General features: G+C 60.1%; 22 protein-coding genes and 1 pseudogene. 16 read left to right on the forward strand and 7 right to left on the reverse strand.

The features are described from left to right. Nucleotides 1-173: 173 nt before the first annotated feature. The 3 genes from prpC to GH769_RS17570 are packed head-to-tail and all read right to left on the reverse strand — an operon-like array spanning nt 174 to nt 2,947. Nucleotides 174-1,301: a 2-methylcitrate synthase gene (gene prpC / locus GH769_RS17560; protein ID WP_014719499.1), complete on the reverse strand. Its 1,128-nt coding sequence runs from the start codon at nt 1,299-1,301 to the stop codon at nt 174-176. A gap of 42 nt (nt 1,302-1,343) precedes the next feature. Further along, complete coding sequence (gene prpB / locus GH769_RS17565) at nt 1,344-2,237, reverse strand: methylisocitrate lyase (protein WP_003193320.1); 894 nt, start codon at nt 2,235-2,237, stop codon at nt 1,344-1,346. Further along, complete coding sequence (locus GH769_RS17570) at nt 2,234-2,947, reverse strand: GntR family transcriptional regulator (protein WP_014719500.1); 714 nt, start codon at nt 2,945-2,947, stop codon at nt 2,234-2,236. Before GH769_RS17570 ends, prpB begins: the two co-directional genes overlap by 4 nt. Nucleotides 2,948-3,217: 270 nt before the next feature. Between GH769_RS17570 and GH769_RS17575 the strand changes: the two genes are divergently transcribed. From GH769_RS17575 to GH769_RS17600, 6 genes are all read left to right on the forward strand, one after another. After that, entirely contained in the window at nt 3,218-3,742 is a 525-nt protein-coding gene (locus tag GH769_RS17575; RefSeq protein WP_014719501.1) for an ATP-dependent zinc protease, read from the forward strand. An 18-nt stretch (nt 3,743-3,760) separates the two neighbouring features. Beyond that, the gene (locus GH769_RS17580) at nt 3,761-5,293 is read left to right on the forward strand and encodes an inactive transglutaminase family protein (protein ID WP_014719502.1); all 1,533 of its coding nucleotides are present in this window, start codon (nt 3,761-3,763) and stop codon (nt 5,291-5,293) included. Then, on the forward strand, nt 5,293-6,279 hold the full coding sequence (locus GH769_RS17585) for an alpha-L-glutamate ligase-like protein (RefSeq protein WP_003193326.1): 987 nt from the start codon (nt 5,293-5,295) through the stop codon (nt 6,277-6,279). Before GH769_RS17580 ends, GH769_RS17585 begins: the two co-directional genes overlap by 1 nt. A 186-nt stretch (nt 6,280-6,465) precedes the next feature. Further along, on the forward strand, nt 6,466-7,809 hold the full coding sequence (pabB, locus tag GH769_RS17590; protein ID WP_019820564.1) for an aminodeoxychorismate synthase component I: 1,344 nt from the start codon (nt 6,466-6,468) through the stop codon (nt 7,807-7,809). A 226-nt stretch (nt 7,810-8,035) separates the two neighbouring features. Then, a complete protein-coding gene (locus GH769_RS17595) occupies nt 8,036-8,338 on the forward strand; it encodes a type II toxin-antitoxin system HigB family toxin (protein ID WP_032903090.1) in 303 nt (100 codons plus the stop codon). Next, nucleotides 8,338-8,694, forward strand: a complete 357-nt coding sequence (locus tag GH769_RS17600; protein ID WP_014719504.1) for a type II toxin-antitoxin system HigA family antitoxin — start codon at nt 8,338-8,340, stop codon at nt 8,692-8,694. Before GH769_RS17595 ends, GH769_RS17600 begins: the two co-directional genes overlap by 1 nt. Nucleotides 8,695-8,821: 127 nt before the next feature. On the opposite strand, the gene thrH is transcribed toward GH769_RS17600, so the two are convergent. Next, nucleotides 8,822-9,439: a bifunctional phosphoserine phosphatase/homoserine phosphotransferase ThrH gene (thrH, locus tag GH769_RS17605; RefSeq protein WP_014719505.1), complete on the reverse strand. Its 618-nt coding sequence runs from the start codon at nt 9,437-9,439 to the stop codon at nt 8,822-8,824. A gap of 151 nt (nt 9,440-9,590) precedes the next feature. On the opposite strand from thrH, the gene GH769_RS17610 reads away from it, so the two are divergent. From GH769_RS17610 to GH769_RS17620, 3 genes are all read left to right on the forward strand, one after another. Beyond that, on the forward strand, nt 9,591-10,325 hold the full coding sequence (locus GH769_RS17610; protein WP_153649869.1) for a phosphoadenylyl-sulfate reductase: 735 nt from the start codon (nt 9,591-9,593) through the stop codon (nt 10,323-10,325). 417 nt (nt 10,326-10,742) lie between these two features. Continuing rightward, entirely contained in the window at nt 10,743-12,272 is a 1,530-nt protein-coding gene (locus tag GH769_RS17615; protein WP_019820568.1) for an NCS1 family nucleobase:cation symporter-1, read from the forward strand. 13 nt (nt 12,273-12,285) lie between these two features. After that, a complete protein-coding gene (locus tag GH769_RS17620) occupies nt 12,286-13,014 on the forward strand; it encodes an aspartate/glutamate racemase family protein (RefSeq protein ID WP_014719508.1) in 729 nt (242 codons plus the stop codon). A 105-nt stretch (nt 13,015-13,119) separates the two neighbouring features. On the opposite strand, the gene GH769_RS17625 is transcribed toward GH769_RS17620, so the two are convergent. Then, nucleotides 13,120-14,043, reverse strand: coding sequence for a LysR family transcriptional regulator (locus GH769_RS17625; protein WP_032903089.1), 924 nt, complete (start codon nt 14,041-14,043; stop codon nt 13,120-13,122). Between the two features lie 107 nt (nt 14,044-14,150). On the opposite strand from GH769_RS17625, the gene GH769_RS17630 reads away from it, so the two are divergent. After that, complete coding sequence (locus GH769_RS17630) at nt 14,151-14,897, forward strand: 3-oxoacyl-ACP reductase family protein (RefSeq protein WP_032903088.1); 747 nt, start codon at nt 14,151-14,153, stop codon at nt 14,895-14,897. 126 nt (nt 14,898-15,023) lie between these two features. Here GH769_RS17630 and GH769_RS17635 read toward each other — a convergent pair whose 3' ends face one another. After that, nucleotides 15,024-15,710 carry an HAD-IA family hydrolase gene (locus GH769_RS17635; RefSeq protein WP_019820575.1) on the reverse strand — a complete coding sequence of 229 codons (687 nt, stop codon included), beginning with the start codon at nt 15,708-15,710 and terminating at the stop codon, nt 15,024-15,026. Between the two features lie 224 nt (nt 15,711-15,934). Between GH769_RS17635 and GH769_RS17640 the strand changes: the two are divergent. The 3 genes and pseudogenes from GH769_RS17640 to GH769_RS17650 all read left to right on the forward strand — a co-directional run. Further along, nucleotides 15,935-16,186 (forward strand): annotated as a pseudogene (locus GH769_RS17640) (type II toxin-antitoxin system RelE/ParE family toxin); the annotation flags it as partial. Next, complete coding sequence (locus GH769_RS17645) at nt 16,170-16,496, forward strand: helix-turn-helix domain-containing protein (RefSeq protein WP_014719512.1); 327 nt, start codon at nt 16,170-16,172, stop codon at nt 16,494-16,496. The pseudogene GH769_RS17640 and the gene GH769_RS17645, both read left to right, overlap by 17 nt. A gap of 51 nt (nt 16,497-16,547) precedes the next feature. Then, nucleotides 16,548-16,904 carry a DUF2784 domain-containing protein gene (locus GH769_RS17650; RefSeq protein ID WP_014719513.1) on the forward strand — a complete coding sequence of 119 codons (357 nt, stop codon included), beginning with the start codon at nt 16,548-16,550 and terminating at the stop codon, nt 16,902-16,904. Here the strand turns inward: GH769_RS17650 and GH769_RS17655 are convergent. Then, the gene (locus GH769_RS17655) at nt 16,891-17,859 is read right to left on the reverse strand and encodes an NAD-dependent epimerase/dehydratase family protein (protein WP_020302617.1); all 969 of its coding nucleotides are present in this window, start codon (nt 17,857-17,859) and stop codon (nt 16,891-16,893) included. The two genes, GH769_RS17650 and GH769_RS17655, sit on opposite strands and share 14 nt — an antisense overlap. 94 nt (nt 17,860-17,953) lie before the next feature. Here GH769_RS17655 and GH769_RS17660 point away from each other — a divergent pair, with 94 nt between their 5' ends. The 3 genes from GH769_RS17660 (at nt 17,954) to GH769_RS17670 (ending at nt 19,984) form a co-directional block, all read left to right on the forward strand. After that, nucleotides 17,954-18,838: a LysR family transcriptional regulator gene (locus tag GH769_RS17660; protein ID WP_014719515.1), complete on the forward strand. Its 885-nt coding sequence runs from the start codon at nt 17,954-17,956 to the stop codon at nt 18,836-18,838. 53 nt (nt 18,839-18,891) lie between these two features. Then, entirely contained in the window at nt 18,892-19,470 is a 579-nt protein-coding gene (locus GH769_RS17665) for a DUF4337 domain-containing protein (protein WP_003193347.1), read from the forward strand. 178 nt (nt 19,471-19,648) lie between these two features. Further along, entirely contained in the window at nt 19,649-19,984 is a 336-nt protein-coding gene (locus GH769_RS17670; protein ID WP_003193349.1) for a hypothetical protein, read from the forward strand. The last annotated feature ends 26 nt before the right edge of the window (nt 19,985-20,010 follow it).

The following is a 20,010-nucleotide window of genomic DNA, read 5'->3' on the forward strand; positions in this document are numbered from 1 at the left end:
CGGTCACGGTAAGTTCGAAAGGTGAACTGTCGACACTGGCTTTGTTTCCTGTGGGCGCTGGCTTGCCTGCGATGGCATCACTGTGGTGTGACAGGTACACCGAGGTGATGCCATCGCAGGCAAGCCAGCTCCCACAAAAAAGCATATGAGCCAGCGGGCACAGCCCATCCCATTCAGCGACGTTCGATTGGCACGAACTTGCGCTGCTCAACGCCGGTGTACTCGGCGCTTGGACGGATGATGCGGTTGTTGGCGCGCTGCTCGAACACGTGCGCAGCCCAGCCAGTCAGGCGCGAGCATACGAAAATCGGCGTGAACAGCTTGGTCGGGATGCCCATGAAGTGGTACGCCGAGGCATGGTAGAAATCGGCGTTAGGAAACAGCTTCTTCTGTTCCCACATGGTCTTGTCGATGGCTTCGGAGACCGGGAACAACACGGTGTCGCCCACTTCGTCAGCGAGCTTTTTCGACCAGCCCTTGATCACTTCATTGCGCGGATCGCTGTCTTTATAGATCGCGTGGCCAAAGCCCATGATCTTGTCTTTGCGCGCCAACATGCCAAGGGTGCCTTCAACCGCTTCCTGGGCCGAGGAGAAACGTTCGATCATTTCCATCGCCGCTTCGTTGGCACCGCCGTGCAGCGGGCCGCGCAGGGAGCCGATGGCAGCGGTGACGCAGGAATACAGGTCGGACAATGTCGATGCACACACCCGTGCGGTGAAGGTCGAAGCGTTGAATTCGTGTTCAGCGTAGAGGATCAGCGACACGTTCATCACTTTGACGTGCAGCTCGCTCGGTTTCTTGCCATGCAGCAGGTGCAGGAAGTGGCCACCGATGCTCGGCTCGTCGGTCACGCAGTCGATGCGCTGGCCGTCGTGGCTGAAGCGATACCAGTAGCACATGATCGCCGGGAACGCGGCGAGCAGGCGGTCGGTGACATCGCGCTGCACGCTGAAATCTTTCTCCGGCTCGATATTGCCCAGGAACGAGCACCCGGTGCGCATCACGTCCATCGGATGGGCGTCGGCGGGGATGCGTTCGAGCACTTCTTTCAGTGCCTGGGGCAAGTCACGCAGTTTGCTCAGCTTGTTGCTGTAAGCGGCCAGTTCGGCCTGGGTTGGCAATTCACCGTACAGCAGCAGGTAGGCGACTTCTTCAAACTGGGCGTCGGCGGCCAGTTCGCGTACGTCGTAGCCACGGTAGGTCAGGCCGGCGCCGGCCTGGCCCACGGTGGACAGTGCCGTCTGCCCGGCGACCTGGCCACGCAGGCCAGCACCACTCAATACTTTTGCTTCAGCCATGTTCGTTCTCCAATTTTGTAGTTGTTCAGGGAACCACAGGGTTTATTTTTTCGCGGCGAACAGCGCGTCGAGCTTCTGCTCGAAGGTGTGGTAGTCGATGCGATCGTAAAGCTCCATGCGCGTTTGCATGGTGTCGATCACATTCTGCTGGGTACCGTCGCGACGAATCGCGGTGTAGACATTCTCGGCGGCCTTGTTCATGGCACGGAAAGCCGAGAGCGGGTACAGCACAATGGAAACATCCGCAGATTTCAACTGTTCGGTGGTGTACAGCGGTGTGGCGCCGAACTCGGTGATGTTCGCCAGGATCGGCGCCTTCACGCGGGAGGCGAACAGCTTGTACATCTCCAGTTCAGTGATGGCTTCCGGGAACACCATGTCGGCACCGGCCTCGATGCACGCGGCGGCACGCTCCAGCGCGGACTCCAGGCCCTCGACCGCCAGGGCGTCGGTGCGCGCCATGATCACGAAGCTGTCATCGGTGCGCGCATCCACGGCGGCCTTGATGCGGTCGACCATTTCCTGCTGGGACACGATTTCTTTGTTGGGGCGATGACCGCAGCGCTTGGCGCCCACCTGGTCTTCGATATGGATGGCGGCGGCGCCGAACTTGATCATCGACTTGACGGTACGTGCCACGTTGAACGCCGAGGAGCCGAAACCGGTGTCCACGTCCACCAGCAGCGGCAGGTCGCACACGTCGGTAATGCGACGCACGTCGGTGAGCACGTCATCCAGGCCGGTGATGCCCAAGTCCGGCACGCCCAGGGAGCCGGCGGCTACACCGCCACCTGACAGGTAAATCGCCTTGAAGCCGGCGCGCTTGGCCAAGAGCGCATGGTTGGCATTGATGGCGCCCACCACTTGCAAGGGCTGTTCGCTGGCGACGGCGTCACGGAAACGCTGGCCGGGAGTGCTGTTGTTGTTGGAACTCATGACTCACCTCGTGATGAAGGCGCACCGTCCGGGAAGTGACGGGCAATGTTGCGTTTGGAGGCGCCGATATGCCGGCGCATCAACAGTTCGGCCAGTTCACCGTCGCGATCGGCAATCGCGTCCAGAATGCGGTGATGCTCGGCAAAGGCCTGGCGTGGACGATTGGGGGTGGCGGAGAACTGGATGCGGTACATGCGCACCAGTTGATACAGCTCGCCGCAGAGCATTTGGGTGAGGGTGCGGTTACCGGCACCTTGAATGATGCGGTAGTGAAAATCGAAGTCGCCTTCCTGCTGGTAATAGCCGACACCGGCCTGGAACGCCGCATCCCGTTCGTGGGTGTGCAACACCTGGCGCAGCTCCTCGATCTCTGCGTCAGTCATACGCTCGGCGGCCAGGCGACAGGCCATGCCCTCTAAGGACTCGCGAATCTCATACAGTTCGACCAGCTCGGCGTGACTCAAAGACACCACGCGTGCGCCGACATGAGGCACCCGCACCAGCAGGCGCTGGCCTTCCAGGCGATGGATCGCTTCGCGCAGCGGGCCGCGACTGATGCCGTAGGTGCGCGCCAGCTCCGGCTCGGAAATCTTGCTACCGGGGGCGATTTCGCCTTTGACGATGGCGGCCTGGATACGCCGGAAGACGTTCTCTGACATGGTCTGGGAATCGTCTGGTGCCACCGATGGTTTTTCCAGTTGCTCCAGCATATTGTCGACACCTTTAAAATCAATGCCGCAAAAACTAGCCAATAAGCCTCTCATAGTCAAAGAATAAATACACATTGTCGACAATCGTCTAATAACCCCATCAATCGCCCGCCCAGGCATGGCCGCCTGCCAGCGCTGGCGCCAAAAAAGCATCATGTTAGAATGCCCGCCGCTTTTGCCTGACATCAGATGATGAAAGGGCGCACCCGAGATTGCGCAGCAATGCCAGTCCCCATGAAATGAACAGTGCACTGCCCTGCCTCAGGATTTATGAGACTCAAGCCTTACCTACTAGTGATGTGCCTGCTGTGCATACCGAGCCTTGGCGCTGGCGCCGAGAAGACCGTGTACGGCCTGAATGAATACGCCAAGCTTGCGGGTATCGACCTGGAAGTGGCGGCCAAACTCGACACCGGCGCCAAGACCGCCTCGTTGAGTGCCCGCGATATCAAGCGCTTCAAGCGCAATGGCGAATCCTGGGTACGCTTCTACCTGGCCATCGACACCGCCCATTCCCACCCCATCGAACTGCCCCTGGCGCGTGTCAGCAAGATCAAGCGCCGCGCCGGCGACTACGACCCCGATGAGGACAAGAACTACACCGCCCGCCCAGTGATTGCGTTGGATATTTGCATGGGCAGTGCTTTACGCAGCATCGAAGTGAACTTGACTGACCGCAGCGCATTCCAATACCCGCTGCTGATTGGCTCCGAAGCCTTGAAACGCTTTGATGCGCTGGTCGACCCCAGTCTTAAATATGCAGCAGGCAAACCCGCCTGCGCCGCCGACGCTTAATACCGCCGAGTAAACCGAATGCGCTCTCTGACCCTGCACCTGAAAATCCTGATCACCTTGCTGGTGGTGCTGGGCATTTCGGTCACCGCCTATCAGATCTTCGTGCTGGGAATTCCCGTCACCGAAGATGCCACCGACGACTTGTGGAACATCGACGCCAAGGTCGAGTTCGTCGCCAACCCGAAAGACCCGGTCAAGATCCAGATGTTCGTGCCGCCCTTGAGCCGCGACTTCGTCAGCCTCAATGAGAGCTTTATCTCGAACAACTACGGGGTGAGCGTCAACCGCATCGACGGCAACCGCAAGGTCACCTGGTCGGCGCGCCGGGCCAAGGGCAACCAGACCCTCTATTACCGCCTGGTGCTGACCAAGCGCTACAGCGGCGAAAAGATCAAGATCAAAGGCCCGACCTTCCGCGACAGCATCGCCGTGGAAGGCCCGGAAAAGATCGCCGCCGAAGCCTTGCTGGCCCCGATCCGCCAGCACTCGGCCGACGTCGAAACCTTTATCAGTGAAGCCATCAAGCGCACCAACAACCTCAACGACGACAATGTGAAGTTGCTGCTGGCCGGCGACCCCTCGACGCCGCACAAAGCCAAGATCGTCGAACTGCTGCTGTCCATCGCCCACGTGCCGGTAGAAAAAGTCCACACCATCCGCCTGGTGGCCGACCAGCCGCAAACCCCGGAACTGTGGCTGCGCAGTTTCAACGGCAACGACTGGCTGTACTTCAACCCGGAAACTGGCGAACAGGGCCTGCCCGCCGACCGCCTGCTATGGTGGACCGGCGATGAAAATCTGATCACCGTCGATGGCGGCAAGAAAGCCATGGTGACCTTCAGCCTGAACAACAGCGAGATGAATGCCATCCGCCTGGCCAAGCTGACGGACGAAAACACCGACGCCAACTTCCTCGAATACTCACTGTACGGCCTGCCGCTGCAAACCCAGCAGACCTTCATGATCATGGTGATGATCCCGATTGGCGTGCTGGTGATTCTGATCCTGCGCAACCTGATCGGCCTGCAAACCCTGGGTACCTTCACACCGGTGCTGATCGCCCTGGCGTTCCGCGAGACGCAACTGGGCTTCGGGATTGTGCTGTTCACAATTATCACAGCACTGGGGTTATCACTCAGGTCCTACCTGGAACACTTGAAACTGCAGATGTTGCCGAGGCTGTCGGTGGTGCTGACCTTTGTGGTGGTGCTGATTGCCGCCATCAGCCTGTTCAGCCACAAGCTGGGGCTGGAACGCGGCTTGTCGGTGGCGCTGTTCCCGATGGTGATCCTGACCATGACCATCGAACGCCTGTCGATTACCTGGGAGGAGCGTGGCGCCAACCATGCGCTGAAAGTGGCGATTGGCACGCTGTTCGCTGCGTCCCTGGCGCACCTGATCATGAGCGTGCCGGAGTTGGTCTACTTCGTGTTCACCTTCCCGGCGATCCTGTTGATCCTGGTGGGCTTCATGCTGGCCATGGGTCGCTACCGCGGCTATCGCCTCACCGAGCTGGTGCGTTTCAAGGCGTTCCTGAAGGCTGACTCTTGATGTTCGGCTTCTGGAAGACCTGGAAGGCCCTGGAAGCGCGGGGGATCATGGGCATTAACCGGCGTAATGCCGACTACGTGCTCAAGTACAACAAGCGCAGCCTGTACCCGATAGTGGATGACAAGATCATTACCAAGGAACGGGCGCTGGCCGCCGGTATCCATGTACCGGAAATGTACGGGGTGATCTCCACCGAAAAGGAAATCGACAAGCTCGACGAGATTATCGGTGGGCGCAGCGACTTCGTGATCAAGCCCGCCCAGGGCGCCGGTGGCGACGGCATCCTGGTGGTTGCAGACCGTTTTGAAGGGCGCTATCGCACGGTGTCCGGCAAGATCATCAGCCATGAAGAGATCGAGCACCAGATTTCCAGCATCCTCACCGGCCTGTACTCCCTCGGCGGCCACCGCGACCGCGCGTTGATCGAGTACCGCGTGGTGCCCGACCAGATCTTCAAGAGCATCAGCTATGAAGGCGTGCCGGACATCCGCATCATCGTGCTGATGGGCTACCCGGTGATGGCGATGCTGCGCTTGCCCACCCGCCAGTCCGGCGGCAAGGCCAACCTGCACCAGGGCGCGATCGGCGTGGGCGTAGACCTGGCCACCGGCCTGACCCTGCGCGGCACCTGGCTGAACAACATCATCACCAAGCACCCCGACACCACCAACGCGGTGGATGGCGTGCAACTGCCCAACTGGGACGGTTTCATGAAACTCGCAGCCGGCTGCTATGAGCTGTGCGGGCTGGGTTATATCGGCGTGGACATGGTGCTGGACCAGGAAAAAGGCCCGCTGATCCTTGAGCTGAACGCACGGCCAGGGCTGAACATCCAGATTGCCAACGACTGCGGCTTGACCTTGCGCACCCATGCGGTGGAGGCGCGGCTGGAAGAACTCAAGGCGGCCGGGGTGACAGAAACCCCAGAAGAACGGGTGAAGTTCGTGCAGGAGATGTTCGGGCATATTCCGCCGGTTGAAGGTTAAGCAGCGCATCGCAGGCAAGCCCGGGCTCGCTAGGTGGGAGCTGGCTTGCCTGCGATAGCTTTCTGACAAGCCATCCATCCCCCAGGCTATGCCCTCTATCGAGCTATCACCGACATCCCCCCTAGGAGCAAGTCCTACAGAGGACTACAATCCCCTCCCCCACGCCACTGGCTGATTCACCCTCGCATGTCGACCTGTTCCGTTTACCCCTTACCCTACCGGGCCAACCCCGCCGAGTACTTTGCGGCTATTCGCCATGCGCCTGGCGCGGTGCTGCTCGACAGCGGCCGCCCGGCTGCCGAGCGGGGGCGCTATGACCTGCTCAGCGCCTGGCCTGAAGCAACCTTGACGGTTGGGCCGGATGAAAGCGGCGGCGATTTCCTGCAACGCTTGCGAGAGAACCTGGCGCAGTTGGGTGAGGCCGCCCTGCCTGCTGGGGTTGAATTGCCCTTTGCCGGCGGTTTGATCGGTTACTTGAGCTATGACTTCGGCCGGCACCTGGAACAGGTTGCACGCCTGGCCGTGGACGACTTGCACCTGCCGGATGCGCGCCTGGGGTTGTATGCCTGGGCGCTGGTCAGCGATCACCAGGCGCGCACCAGCCAGCTGGTGTTTCACCCGGTGCTGGCCGATAGCGAGCGGCAACGGCTCGTCGCTCTGTTCAGTCATGCAACGGGCAGCGCGCCCACCGCCTTCAAGCTTCAGGGCCCCATGGCGCCGGACCTCAGCCTGGAGGCATATCAGCAGGCCATCCTGCGTATTCAGGATTACATTCAGGCCGGCGACTGCTACCAGGTCAACTTTACCCAACGCTTTCGCGCACCTTGTAGCGGCGACCCGTGGGCGGCCTACTGCGCCCTGCGCGAGGCCTGCCCGACACCGTTTTCCGGGTTCCAGAGCCTGCCGGATGACGGCGCGGTGCTGAGCCTGTCGCCGGAACGCTTTGTGCGCATCAGCGAACGCCAGGTCGAGACTCGCCCGATCAAGGGCACCCGCCCTCGCGGCCTGACGCCAGAAGAGGATGCCGCCAACGCCGCCGAACTGCTGGCCAGCCCCAAGGACCGCGCAGAAAACCTGATGATCGTCGACCTGCTGCGCAACGACCTTGGCCGCAGCTGCCGCATCGGCTCGGTGAACGTGCCGGAATTGTTCAGCCTGGAAAGCTACCCCAACGTGCACCACCTGGTAAGCAGCGTCACTGGCATATTGGCCGACGACAAAGACGCCCTCGACCTGATCGCCGGCAGCTTCCCCGGCGGCTCCATCACCGGCGCGCCGAAGATTCGCGCCATGCAGATCATCGACGAGCTTGAACCCAACCGTCGCGGGTTCTATTGCGGCTCGCTGATGTACCTGGACGTGCGCGGCGAGATGGACAGTTCCATCGCGATTCGCAGCTTGCTGGTCAAGGATGGGCAGGTGTGTTGCTGGGGTGGCGGCGGGATTGTGGCGGATTCAGAGTGGCAGGCGGAGTATCAGGAGTCGCTGACGAAGGTGCGGGTGTTGTTACAAACGTTGGAAAACCTGTAGGGCACAGCCCCTGCCTAGCGTTCGAGTAGAACGCCATGCGATAGAAAAAGCCTGAATCAGAACCGCTGTGGACGGAATAGACGCTTGCAGATAGCGTCCGGATCGACCGTCCACCGCCACCTGTGAAGGATCACATGAAGCGACTGCCTCCTCGTCTGGAAATATTTCCGAGATTGCCTAACCGCGCAATCGCACCTATGATCTCCCAAAACGGGAGGTTCAAGCGATGCGGATAATCGCTCTCTCTACCCTACGAATATTCTGGGAAAGCCATTCAGCTTATAGCGACGCCAGAACACCGCTGGTCGAGTGGTATCGGCACATGGAAAAGGCCAATTATCCAACACCGCAAGCACTCAAGGCCGAGCTCAGAACAGCGAGCATTCTTAAGGGCGGCAGGGTCGTGTTCAACGTCGGCGGCAACAAGTATCGAGTGATCATGGCCATCGACTACCAGCGACAACTAGGGTTTATACGGTTCGTGGGGACCCACGCTCAGTACGACCAGATCAACGCGGAGACTGCGTGATGAACATCAAACCTATTCACTCCCAGGAAGACCTGACTGCGGCACTCGTACGAGTCGAGCAGATATGGGGAGCACTACCCGGCTCGCCTGAAGGTGATGAGCTGGAAATCCTGGCAATCCTCATCGAGAAGTACGAAGCCGAGCATTACCCCATGCCCCCTTCGGATCCGGTAGAAGCTATCAAGTTTCGCATGGAGCAATTGGGCATGACCGCCCGCGATCTGGAGCCGTTTATCGGCACCAGTGGGCGGGTGTCAGAGGTGCTGAACCACAAGCGCAAGCTGAGCCTGGCGATGATCAAACGCCTGCATGAAGGCTTGCGTATTCCTTATGAGCGCTTGCTGGCCGAGGGTTAGGCGGTGACGGAGCCGATGCCGTCGCGGGCAACCCCGGCTCCCTCAGTTGACCGCGTCGTTTGACGTTACAGGGTCGAAGGTGGGAGCTGGCTTGCCTGCGATGGGGCAATCAGCCGCGCCGCATAACTTACAGGCTCAACTGCCGATTCGACGCCTTGATAAACTCTTTTTTCAAGTCTTCAAACGTATGCACCGCCGGGAACTGCGGGAATTCGCGAATCACATTGTCCGGCGCATGGAACAGAATCCCACGGTCAGCTTCACCCAGCATGCTGGTGTCATTGTAGGAATCACCGGCAGCGATCACGCGGTAGTAGAGGGTCTTGAATGCCAGCACTGATTGGCGCTTGGGGTCTTTCTGGCGCAGTTGGTAGCTGACCACCCGGTCGTTTTCATCGGTGATCAAGCGGTGGCAAAGCAAGGTCGGGAACCCCAGCTGACGCATCAGCGGCTGGGAGAACTCGTAGAAGGTGTCGGACAGGATCACCACCTGAAAGCGCTCGCGCAGCCAGTTGACGAACTCGATCGCGCCGTCCAGCGGCTTGAGTGTGGCGATCACGGCCTGGATATCGGCCAACTTGAGCCCATGCTCGTCGAGGATACGCAGGCGCTGTTGCATCAGCACGTCGTAGTCGGGGATGTCACGGGTGGTGGCCCGCAGGGACTCAATGCCGGTTTTCTCGGCAAAGGCGATCCAGATTTCCGGAACCAGTACCCCTTCCAGGTCAAGGCAGGCAATTTCCACACGACACTCCTATTAGATGTTGTTAGTTGAGCGAGCAAAAGGACTGCCGAACTCTAGCGACTCAAGCCAGCCGCCGCAACGCGGGACAGTTTTTGATACCATCGCCCTCCTAGAGAGCGCTCAGCGCCACTGACCTGTAGGAACCGTCCTGATGAACCAAGCCTTCGACGTCGTTGAACTCGCCACGACTTATGCCAACAAGTCTGCCCAGGACATTCTCAAGCTGGCGTTCAGCCAGTTCGGCGATGACCTGTGGATTTCCTTCAGCGGTGCCGAGGATGTGGTGCTGGTGGACATGGCCTGGAAGCTGAACAAGAACGTCAAGGTGTTCAGCCTCGACACCGGCCGCCTGCATCCGGAGACCTGCCGGTTTATCGAGCAGGTGCGTGAGTTCTACAAGATCGACATCGAGCTGATCTCGCCAGACCCGAGCAAGCTGGAGCCCTTCGTCAAAGAGAAAGGCCTGTTCAGCTTCTATAAGGACGGCCATGGCGAATGCTGCGGCATCCGCAAGATCGAACCGCTGCGCCGCAAACTCGCAGGTGTCAGCGCCTGGGCCACCGGCCAGCGCCGCGACCAGAGCCCCGGCACTCGCAGCCAGGTGGCGGCGCTGGAAATCGACACGGCGTTCTCCACGCCGGAACGCACCCTGTACAAGTTCAACCCGCTGGCGCAGATGACCAGCGAAGAGGTGTGGGGCTACATCCGCATGCTGGAGCTGCCGTACAACAGCCTGCATGAGCGCGGCTTCATCAGCATCGGCTGCGAGCCCTGCACCCGGCCGGTACTGCCCCGCCAGCATGAGCGCGAAGGCCGCTGGTGGTGGGAAGAAGCCACGCAGAAGGAATGCGGGCTGCATGCGGGGAATATCATCAGCAAGGCTTGAGCCTCTCATGCCACCGCCTCTGTAGGAGCGAACTTGCTCGCTCCTACAGAAAGCGAGATTTCCTTTCGGCCGGGTAAATCTTGTACACAACCTTGTAACCATAAGTGCCATTTTTGTGTGCAACTTAATATACAACGCACCAAAACGTAACATCTCTCTGCGCCAATGGCGCCGTCTATAAATAGCCCTCCAATTAACAAAAAAATAAATACCTGTTCAAACGGTCAACTTATAGTGTCCGTAATTCAGTGAGTTATTCTCAACCTATATAAAAACGAAATTAGCCAAGATTTTCATATATCGAGAATTGGCACGCATATGGCTTAGGCAGAAGTGCGCTTTGTATACAATCAATACAAAACCTACATACACTTTGCCATCCGCCGCTTTGCTGCAGATGCGCTGGAGCCTGCCGGAATGCGTACAAGTCTCTCGAACACCCTCGCACTGGATCTGCCCTCCTCCCCGTTAAACCCTGCGGCCGCCGGCCCCGGTCCGCTGGTACTCAGCCCGCGCCTGCACAACAAGGACCTGGCGCCCACCAAGGTCGAAGGCCGACGCTGGGGGCGCTATAGCATCTTCGCGTTGTGGACCAATGACGTGCACAACATCGCCAACTACTCATTCGCCATCGGCCTCTATGCATTAGGCCTGGGCGGCTGGCAAATATTGCTGTCCCTGGGGATCGGCGCGGCGCTGGTGTACTTCTTTATGAACTTGTCGGGCTACATGGGGCAGAAGACCGGTGTGCCGTTTCCGGTTATCAGCCGTATCAGCTTCGGCATTCATGGGGCGCAGATTCCGGCGTTGATTCGGGCGGTAATTGCGATTGCCTGGTTTGGGATCCAGACCTACCTGGCCTCGGTAGTTTTCCGCGTGCTGCTGACCGCCATTCATCCAGGCTTTGCCGATTATGACCACGACTCGATTCTGGGGCTGTCGACCCTGGGTTGGGCGTGCTTTGTGGCGATCTGGCTGGTGCAGTTGGTGATTCTCGCCTATGGCATGGAAATGGTACGTCGCTATGAAGGCTTCGCCGGGCCGGTGATTCTGCTGACCGTGGCCGCACTGGCCGGCTGGATGTACTTCCAGGCGAACGGGCAAATTGCCTGGTCGATCCGCGAGCCCCTGAGTGGCGGCGAGATGTGGCGCAATATCTTTGCCGGCGGCGCGCTGTGGCTGGCCATCTACGGCACCTTGATCCTCAACTTCTGCGACTTCGCCCGTTCCTCACCCTGCCGCAGGACTATCCAGGTCGGCAACTTCTGGGGCCTGCCGGTGAATATCCTGGTGTTCGCCGCCATCACCGTGCTGCTGTGCGGCGGGCAGTTCCAGCTCAATGGCCGCGTGATCGAAAGCCCGACCGAAATCATCGCGGCGATCCCCAACACCTTCTTTCTCGTGCTCGGCTGCCTGGCCTTCCTGATCGTCACCGTGGCGGTGAACATCATGGCCAACTTCGTCGCCCCGGCCTTTGTATTAAGCAACCTGGCGCCCAAGTACCTGAACTTTCGCCGCGCCGGACTGATCAGCGCCTTCGTTGCCGTGCTGATCCTGCCGTGGAACCTCTATAACAGCCCACTGGTGATCGTGTATTTCCTCTCTGGCCTCGGCGCGCTGCTGGGGCCGTTGTACGGGGTGATCATGGTCGATTACTGGCTGATCCGTAAAAGCCAGGTGGATGTGCCGCAGCTGTACAGCGAAGACCCCCAAGGCATTTATTACTACAGCCGGGGGGTGAATATGCGTGCGGTGGCGGCGTTCATTCCGGCGGCGGTGATCGCCATCCTGCTGGCGCTGTTGCCGGGGTTTGCCAGCGTCTCGCCGTTTTCCTGGTTGTTTGGCGCCGGCATTGCAGGGTTGCTGTACCTGCTGATTGCCAAGCGTCAACCGCACTACGCCGATGTCAGCGGCGAAAGCATTGCCGTCGATAACGTCAGTCATTAAACAAGGACTTTCCATGCGTATCCTCGTGGTCAACGTCAACACCACCGAATCCATCACCGACACCATTGCCCAGCAAGCACGGGCCGTGGCTTCACCGGGCACCGAGATTGTCGGGCTCACCCCGTACTTCGGCGCAGAATCGGTGGAAGGCAATTTTGAAAGCTATCTGGCAGCCATCGCCGTGATGGATCGGGTAATGGCCTACGACCAGCCCTTTGATGCGGTGATTCAGGCCGGCTACGGCGAACATGGCCGTGAAGGCCTGCAGGAACTGCTCAATGTGCCGGTGGTGGATATCACCGAAGCGGCGGCCAGCACCGCGATGTTCCTGGGGCACGCCTACTCGGTGGTGACCACCCTGGACCGCACTGTGCCGCTGATTGAAGACCGGCTGAAACTCGCCGGCCTCTACCAGCGCTGTGCTTCGGTGCGCGCCAGCGGCATGGCGGTGCTGGAACTGGAAGAAGACCCGCTGGGCGCCATGGAGGCCATCGTGCGCCAGGCCGAACTGGCCATCCGCGACGACAAGGCCGAGGTGATCTGCCTGGGCTGCGGCGGCATGGCCGGGCTGGATGAGCAGATCCGCCAGCGCACCGGGGTGCCAGTGGTGGACGGAGTGACGGCGGCGGTGATGGTGGCCGAGTCGTTGGTGCGGTTGGGGTTGTCGACCTCGAAGATCAGGACGTATGCGGCGCCGCGGCCGAAGAAAGTCATTGGATGGCCGGGCAAGTTCGGGCGGTAGACCGATGCGCCTGCATCGCGGGCAAGCCCGACTCCCACATTGGATTGCGATCACTGTGGGAGCCGGGCTTGCCCGCGATGGCCACGACTCGATGCAAGGCCCTGCTCAGATGGCACTGAATCGTTGAGCCAGTTTCTGCTCGGCGAACTGCTCAATAATGAAATCCACAAACGCCCGCGTCTTGCCCGGCAGCAACTTATGCTCGGCGTAGTAGATGGAAATATTACCGTCGTCCACATACCAATCGGGTAACACTCGCACCAACGCACCGCTGTCCAGGAACGGCACGGCCATTGGCATGCTCACCAGCGCGATGCCAAGACCCTGGGCACTGGCGCAGCAGGCGGCTTCGGAGTCGCTCATGGTCATGGCTGGCTTCAGTACCAGTGGGCTGTGCTCGCGCTCACGGTGGGTCAGTTGCCATGAACGCACCCGGCCAGTCTGCGGCGAGCGAATCAAGATGCCGAGGCAGTGCGACAGGTCGTCGGGCGCCCGCACCGGCAAGCGTCGCGCCAGGTAATCCGGCGACGCCACCAGCACCCGGTGCGCCGGGGTCAACTTGCGCGCCACCACGCCTTGGGGCAGCTCAAACCCGCCGCCAATGGCCGCATCGAAGCCTTGCCCGATCAGGTCGACTTGGCGGTTATCGAAATGCCAGTCCGGGCTGATATCCGGACAGCGCTGCATGAATTCGCCCAACAACGGCACCACATACCGATTGCCGAACACTGGCCCCATGCTGACCTTGAGCGTGCCCACCGGCCGCCCTTCGGCACTGGCCAGGTTGGCGACCGCATTCTGAATGGTGGTGAGGCTGCCGCTGACTTCCTCCAGGAACACCTTGCCGGCTTCGGTCAGCGCCAGACGCCGAGTGCTGCGCTGGAACAGCCGCACACCGAGGCGCGCCTCCAACTTGGCGACGCTTTTACCCACCGCTGCGGGAGTGAGGCTCAGGTGCCGTGCAGCCTCGGCAAAGCTGCCACCCTCGGCGCTGCGCACAAAGCATTCGATACTGCCAAAGCTTTCCATATCGCTCCACTCTAAACTTTTGGTTTACACAGACTATAGCAACCACGGGCTACCGAGCTGCGCGGGTGAGGTCGATACTCGCTCCATCAACTACCTCGGAGATCGACATGACCACACATAACCTCACCGGCAAAGTCGCCTTGATTCAAGGCGGTTCCCGCGGCATTGGCGCCGCCATCGTCAAGCGCCTCGCCGCCCAAGGGGCAGCGGTTGCCTTTACCTACGTCAGCTCGGCCGCCAAGGCTGAAACACTGCAGAACGAGGTGATCAGCGCAGGGGGTCAGGCTCTGGCGATTCACGCCGACAGCGCCGATGCCACGGCGATTCGCGCGGCGGTCAACGCCACGGTCGAGGCGTTTGGACGCCTGGATATCCTGGTGAATAACGCTGGCGTGCTGGCCATCGCGCCGCTGGACGAATTCAAGCTGGAAGACTTCGACCAGACCTTGGCGATCAATGTGCGCAGCGTGTTTATCGCCACCCAGGAAGCCGCCAAGCACATGGGCGAAGGTGGCCGCGTGATCAATATCGGCAGCACCAACGCCGAACGCATGCCCTTTGGCGGTGGCGGGCCCTACGCCATGAGCAAGGCGGCGCTGGTGGGGTTGACCAAGGGATTGGCGCGGGACCTGGGGCCACGGGGCATCACCATCAACAACGTGCAGCCTGGGCCGGTGGACACCGACATGAACCCGGCGAACAGTGATTTTGCCGACAGCCTGATCGGGTTGATGGCGGTAGGACGGTATGGGCATGTGGAGGAGATTGCCAGTTTTGTGGCCTATCTGGCCGGGCCGGAGGCCGGCTATATCACGGGCGCCAGCCTGACCATCGACGGTGGTTTCAGCGCCTGATTTTGCAAAACCGCACACCAAATGTGGGAGCGGGCTTGCCCGCGAAGGCGTGTGTCAGTGCGACATCTGTCACTGCACTACCGCTTTCGCAGGCAAGCCAGCTCCCACATTTTTGACCGCGCGGGGTCAGGCCATGGGAGGCAAGCCGTAGGCGGCCAAATCAAAGTCGGCGAGCTTGCGAATAATCTGGTCAGCATGCTGGTACTTGCTGTCAGCCATCGCCTCATCGGGCACCGCAATAGCGGTCATGTGCGCAGCCTTCGCCGCCGTCACGCCGAACGGCGAGTCTTCGAACACCAGGCAATCCTCAGGCGCTACACCCAACCGGCGCGCGGCGGTGAGGAAGATATCCGGCGCGGGCTTGGCAGCGCCTACTTCCGGGTCGTCAGCGGTGACGATGGTGTCGAACAGGCCAAACCATTCACGGTGCAGGGTGGTCTTGTGGCCAAACGAGTTACGCGATGAACTGGTGCCCACCGCAATCGGAATATTGTGCGCCTTCAAGTGCCGCACCAACGCCTCGGCACCGGGCATACCCAAGGCCTTGGGAAAGCGCTCGCTCATCAGCGGTTCGCGTATTTCCAGAAACTCGGCGGGCGTGATCGGCAGGTCCAGGGCCTTGACCACGTAATCGGCCAAATCCTGGGCACCCCGCCCGATGATGTGCTGCTTGATGCCCCAGTCGTAGGTACGACCATAGCGTTCGGCAATGATCTGCGTGACTTCGGTGTAGATGCCTTCGGTATCCAGCAACAACCCGTCCATATCGAAAATCACGGCTTTGATCGGGACAGCGGTACGCGGTGCATTCATCACAACACAACCTTGGGGCGAGGACTAAAAGGATTCAGCACAATAACGGCCCTCGTTGCCTGCAAGCAACCTTCGTGGGCCTTCCGTTGATTCATACCACGCAACAGTTTTACCCGTCGGCGCTGACGGCGGCCGTCTAGGGTTTGAGAGGAAAACGTCATGACCCGTTGACGCGGATCTGAAAATACCGATTGCAAACCTTATAAAAGACTTATTAACCTCCCATGAATTCAATCCAATGGACGCGAAAAGCCGTCAAACAATTGCTTCGGTTGCATTCGTATCATCAGCAACAGGTACGCGATGCCGTGTCCGCTCTTGAACACATGCCCGATGCAATCAACGTCAAGGCACTGGTTAACCATCCTCACAGCTATCGCTTGCGGGTAGGTCATTACCGGGTCCTTTTCGACTGGGACGGCAGCATCCAGGTCGTCAGCATCCAAGAGGTTAAAAAACGTGACGAGCGAACCTACTGCCGTACAGATCATCCACAATACGCAGGGCGAGCCAGCCTATGTGGTGATTCCCTATGAACACTATGTGGCGCAGCAAAACGATCCAAACCTGATCCCCCATGCGGTAGTCAGCCGCCTGGTGGATGGCGCAACACCTATTCGCGCGTGGCGCGAGCACCTGAGCCTGACCCAGGAAGAAGTCGCCAAACGCCTGGGTATTTCACAATCGGCATTTGCCCAGCAGGAAGCGGTCAGCAAACCCCGCCGCACCACGCGGGAAAAAATAGCCAAAGCGTTCGGTATCAATGCCAGTCAACTGGAGCTATAACGGCGCGCTGCAAAAATTCACGTCCCCCTTCACCTCACATCGAGCTCAAACATGCTCTACCGCCTAGCCGCCGACGGCCTTGTGCTGTTCCACCTGGCCTTTATCCTGTTCGTGCTGTTCGGCGGCCTGCTCACCCTGAAGTGGCCCCGGGTAATGTGGCTGCACCTGCCCGCCGTTGCCTGGGGCATCGCGGTAGAGGTGCTGCACCTGCCCTGCCCCCTTACACGTTGGGAAAACCTGTTTCGCCACTTGGCCGGGCAGGATGGTTATGGCGGTGGGTTTATCGAGCATTACATTCTGACGATGATCTACCCAGCCGGGCTGACTGCGAATACTCAATTAGTGCTGGGGGCCGTGGTGGTGGTGGTCAACCTCGCCGTGTATGCACGCCTGATCAAACGCAAGTAGGCAGGCAACCCAGGCCAACCAGGGTGACCTCCACCGCCTGTTCCAGCGGTGTGTGGGGCTCATGGCCGAGCGTCGCGAGCAGGCGCTGGTTATCCAGGCGCAACGGTGTTTGCCACAGGTAGCGCATCTCCTGCATCTCACGCACGGTGACGACAAAAGGCGCCGCCCAGTTCAACAACCACCAGGGAAACGCGCCGACCCTGGGTTGCTGGCCCGTCCTGCGCAGCACCACACGCTGGATCGTCTTAGCCATCTGCGTACCGTCCGCATCCATGTACCCAGCCATATGAAAGCAGGCGAAGGCGCCAAGACTGGCACGACGCTCAATCAACTCAAGCATTGTACGCGCTACGTCCGGCAGATAAGCCCATTGATGGGCCACGCCGTAATCGCCTGGGTAGCGGATGGTGTGCACCGGTTTGCCGGGTTTGACCAAGCCTTGGGCAAACCAGTTATTGGCCACCCTGGCGCCGAAAAAATCCCCAGCGCGCACAATCACCACCCGGGCGCCCTGAGTGGAAGCGGCTCGCAAGCGCTGCTCCATCTGCACACGGATCGCGCCCTTGCGAGTCAGCGGGTGCTGGGGTGAGTCTTCGTGCAGCACAGGGAATGCATCCGGCCCGAAGTTGTAGACCGTGCCGGGCAGCACGACTGTCGCGCCTTCGCAGATGGCCGCCGCAATGGAGTTGTCGATCATCGGCAACACCCACTCGGCCCATTTGCGATAACCCGGCGGATTGACGCCGTGCACGATTACCGCGCAGCCCCGGGCGGCCGCGATCACGTCGTCGCGATTCAGGGCATCGCCTTTTAGCCACGTAAAAACAGGATTTTGGCTGCGAGCCTTGATCAGATCCCGAGTCAACGCCCGCACCTCCCAGCCCGCCGCGCTCAACTGCCGCGCCACTTCGCCACCAATGCCACCGGTTGCACCCAAAACCAGAACCTTGCTCATCACCCTCTCCCACTGTTGGTTGATGAGGGTATGTTGGATGCGGAACAGCTATAGAGGAATTGCCGAAGGGTATCGAGCCGCTATACATTTATGTATGGCTACGAATATCGGTTGGGAGCTTTACCGGTCATTTCTCGGTGTACTCAAGGAAGGATCGCTGTCGGGGGCCGCACGGCAGCTCGGCATCACCCAACCCACGGTAGGGCGGCACATCGCCGCGCTGGAAACGGCGCTGGGCGTCGTGTTGTTCACCCGCTCGCCCTCAGGCTTATTACCCACTACGGTCGCCCACACACTGCGGGCGCATGCAGAAACCATGGCGCGTACCGCCGCCGCCCTTGAACGCGCCGCCTCGTCCCAAGGCGATGAGGTGCGCGGCGTGGTACGAGTATCGGCCAGTGAAGTGGTGGGTGTGGAGGTACTGCCGCCGATCATCACGCAATTGCGCCGGGAACACCCGCACCTGAAGGTGGAACTGGTGCTGACCAACCGCTTGAGCGACCTGCTGCAGCTGGAAGCCGACATTGCCGTGCGCATGGTGCGCCCCAGCCAGGAGCAGCTGCTGGCGCGGCGTATCGGCCTGATCGAAGTCGGCCTGCATGCCCGTGACGATTACCTGCAGCAACACGGCATCCCCCAACACATGCACGACCTGGCCGGCCACTCCGTCATCGGCTTTGATCAAGCCACTGCATTTATCCGCAGCCTGGCAATCAAGGGTTTTGAGCGCAACGCCTTCGCCATCAGTAGCGACAGCGACCTGGCGCAACTGGCAATGATCCGCGCCGGTGCCGGCATCGGTGGGTGCCAGGTACAACTGGCCCAGCGCGACCCACGTCTGCGCCGAGTGCTGCCTGACGGCTTCGCGTTTAAAATGGACACTTGGGTCAGCATGCACGAAGACCTGCGCAACAGCCCACGCTGCCGGGTGACATTCGATGCACTGGTGGCAGGTTTGCAGCGTTACGTACAGGCTTGAGACAGCTGCGCTGGTGAACAATCAGCGCACCTCAATCCGTTCGCGGTCGCCCCATGTCCGAAGCCTTCGAAGTTCCCAGCCCCCACGAAAAACACCTTGAACACACCACCGAGCATGCTCACGGCCGCGGCGATAGCTTTGCCAGTCGTATCGCCGTGATGACCGCGATCATGGCGACCGTCGGTGCCATGCTCAGCTATCAGGCCGGCTCCAGCGAAAGTGAAGCTGCGATGGACAAGAACAACGCCGCCATCATCAAGACCGAAGCCGCTAACCAGTGGAACTACTACCAGGCCAAATCCAGCCGCCAGAACCTGGCAGAACTGGCCAGCCATATTCCCGGCGTGGATGCGGCGCATTACCAGGCGGAGATCGAGCGCTACAAGCGCCAGAAGGAAGAAGTGCGTAAACAGGCCGAAACGCTTGAGGCCACTTCACGGGACTGGGACCACAAATCCGAGGAAGCGCTGCACCAGCACCATCGCTGGGCCCAGGCGATGACGGCGATTCAGATCGCGATTTCATTGGCGGCGATTACCCTGCTCACGCGCAAGGAATGGCTCAAACGCATGTCGTACACCGCCGGCGGGGTGGCGGTGATGTTGGGTGGCCTGGCGTGGCTGCATCTCTGACACGCCGAAGAATAAATGTGGGCGCTGTCGAGCCCCAACCAGGCTGCAATGGGATCACCGCGCAGTACCCGCCAGACTGCGACCCAGCCTCGCTGATTGATTTCAATCTGCCAACTGAGCGCTTAGAGTGTCGCCCCCCCGAGAATTGAATCTCGAGATTGAACCTATGGAGTTATGAGTGAAATACGTCAGTAAAGTCGTTGCAGCAGCCGTACTTGGTTTCACCCTGGCAGGTTGCACCGGCACCGCCATGAAAACCCAGCAATACGACGCCAGCCAATACACCGTCCTCGGCCACAGCGAAGCCAGCGCCACCGGCATCATGCTGCTGGGCGTCATCCCCATCGGCCAGAACAACCGCTTCGTACGCGCCCAGGATGCAGCCATCAAGGCCAAGGGCGGCGACGCGTTGATCAACACACAAGTGCAGGAAAAGTGGTTCTGGGCTTGGGTATTGAACGGCTACACCACCAAAATCTCCGGTGATGTGATCAAGCTGAAAACCGCGCAATAAAGTACGAAATTGCCAGGGCGCTGACC

The organism is Pseudomonas sp. CFSAN084952, assembly GCF_009648855.1.
GTDB lineage: Bacteria > Pseudomonadota > Gammaproteobacteria > Pseudomonadales > Pseudomonadaceae > Aquipseudomonas > Aquipseudomonas paracarnis.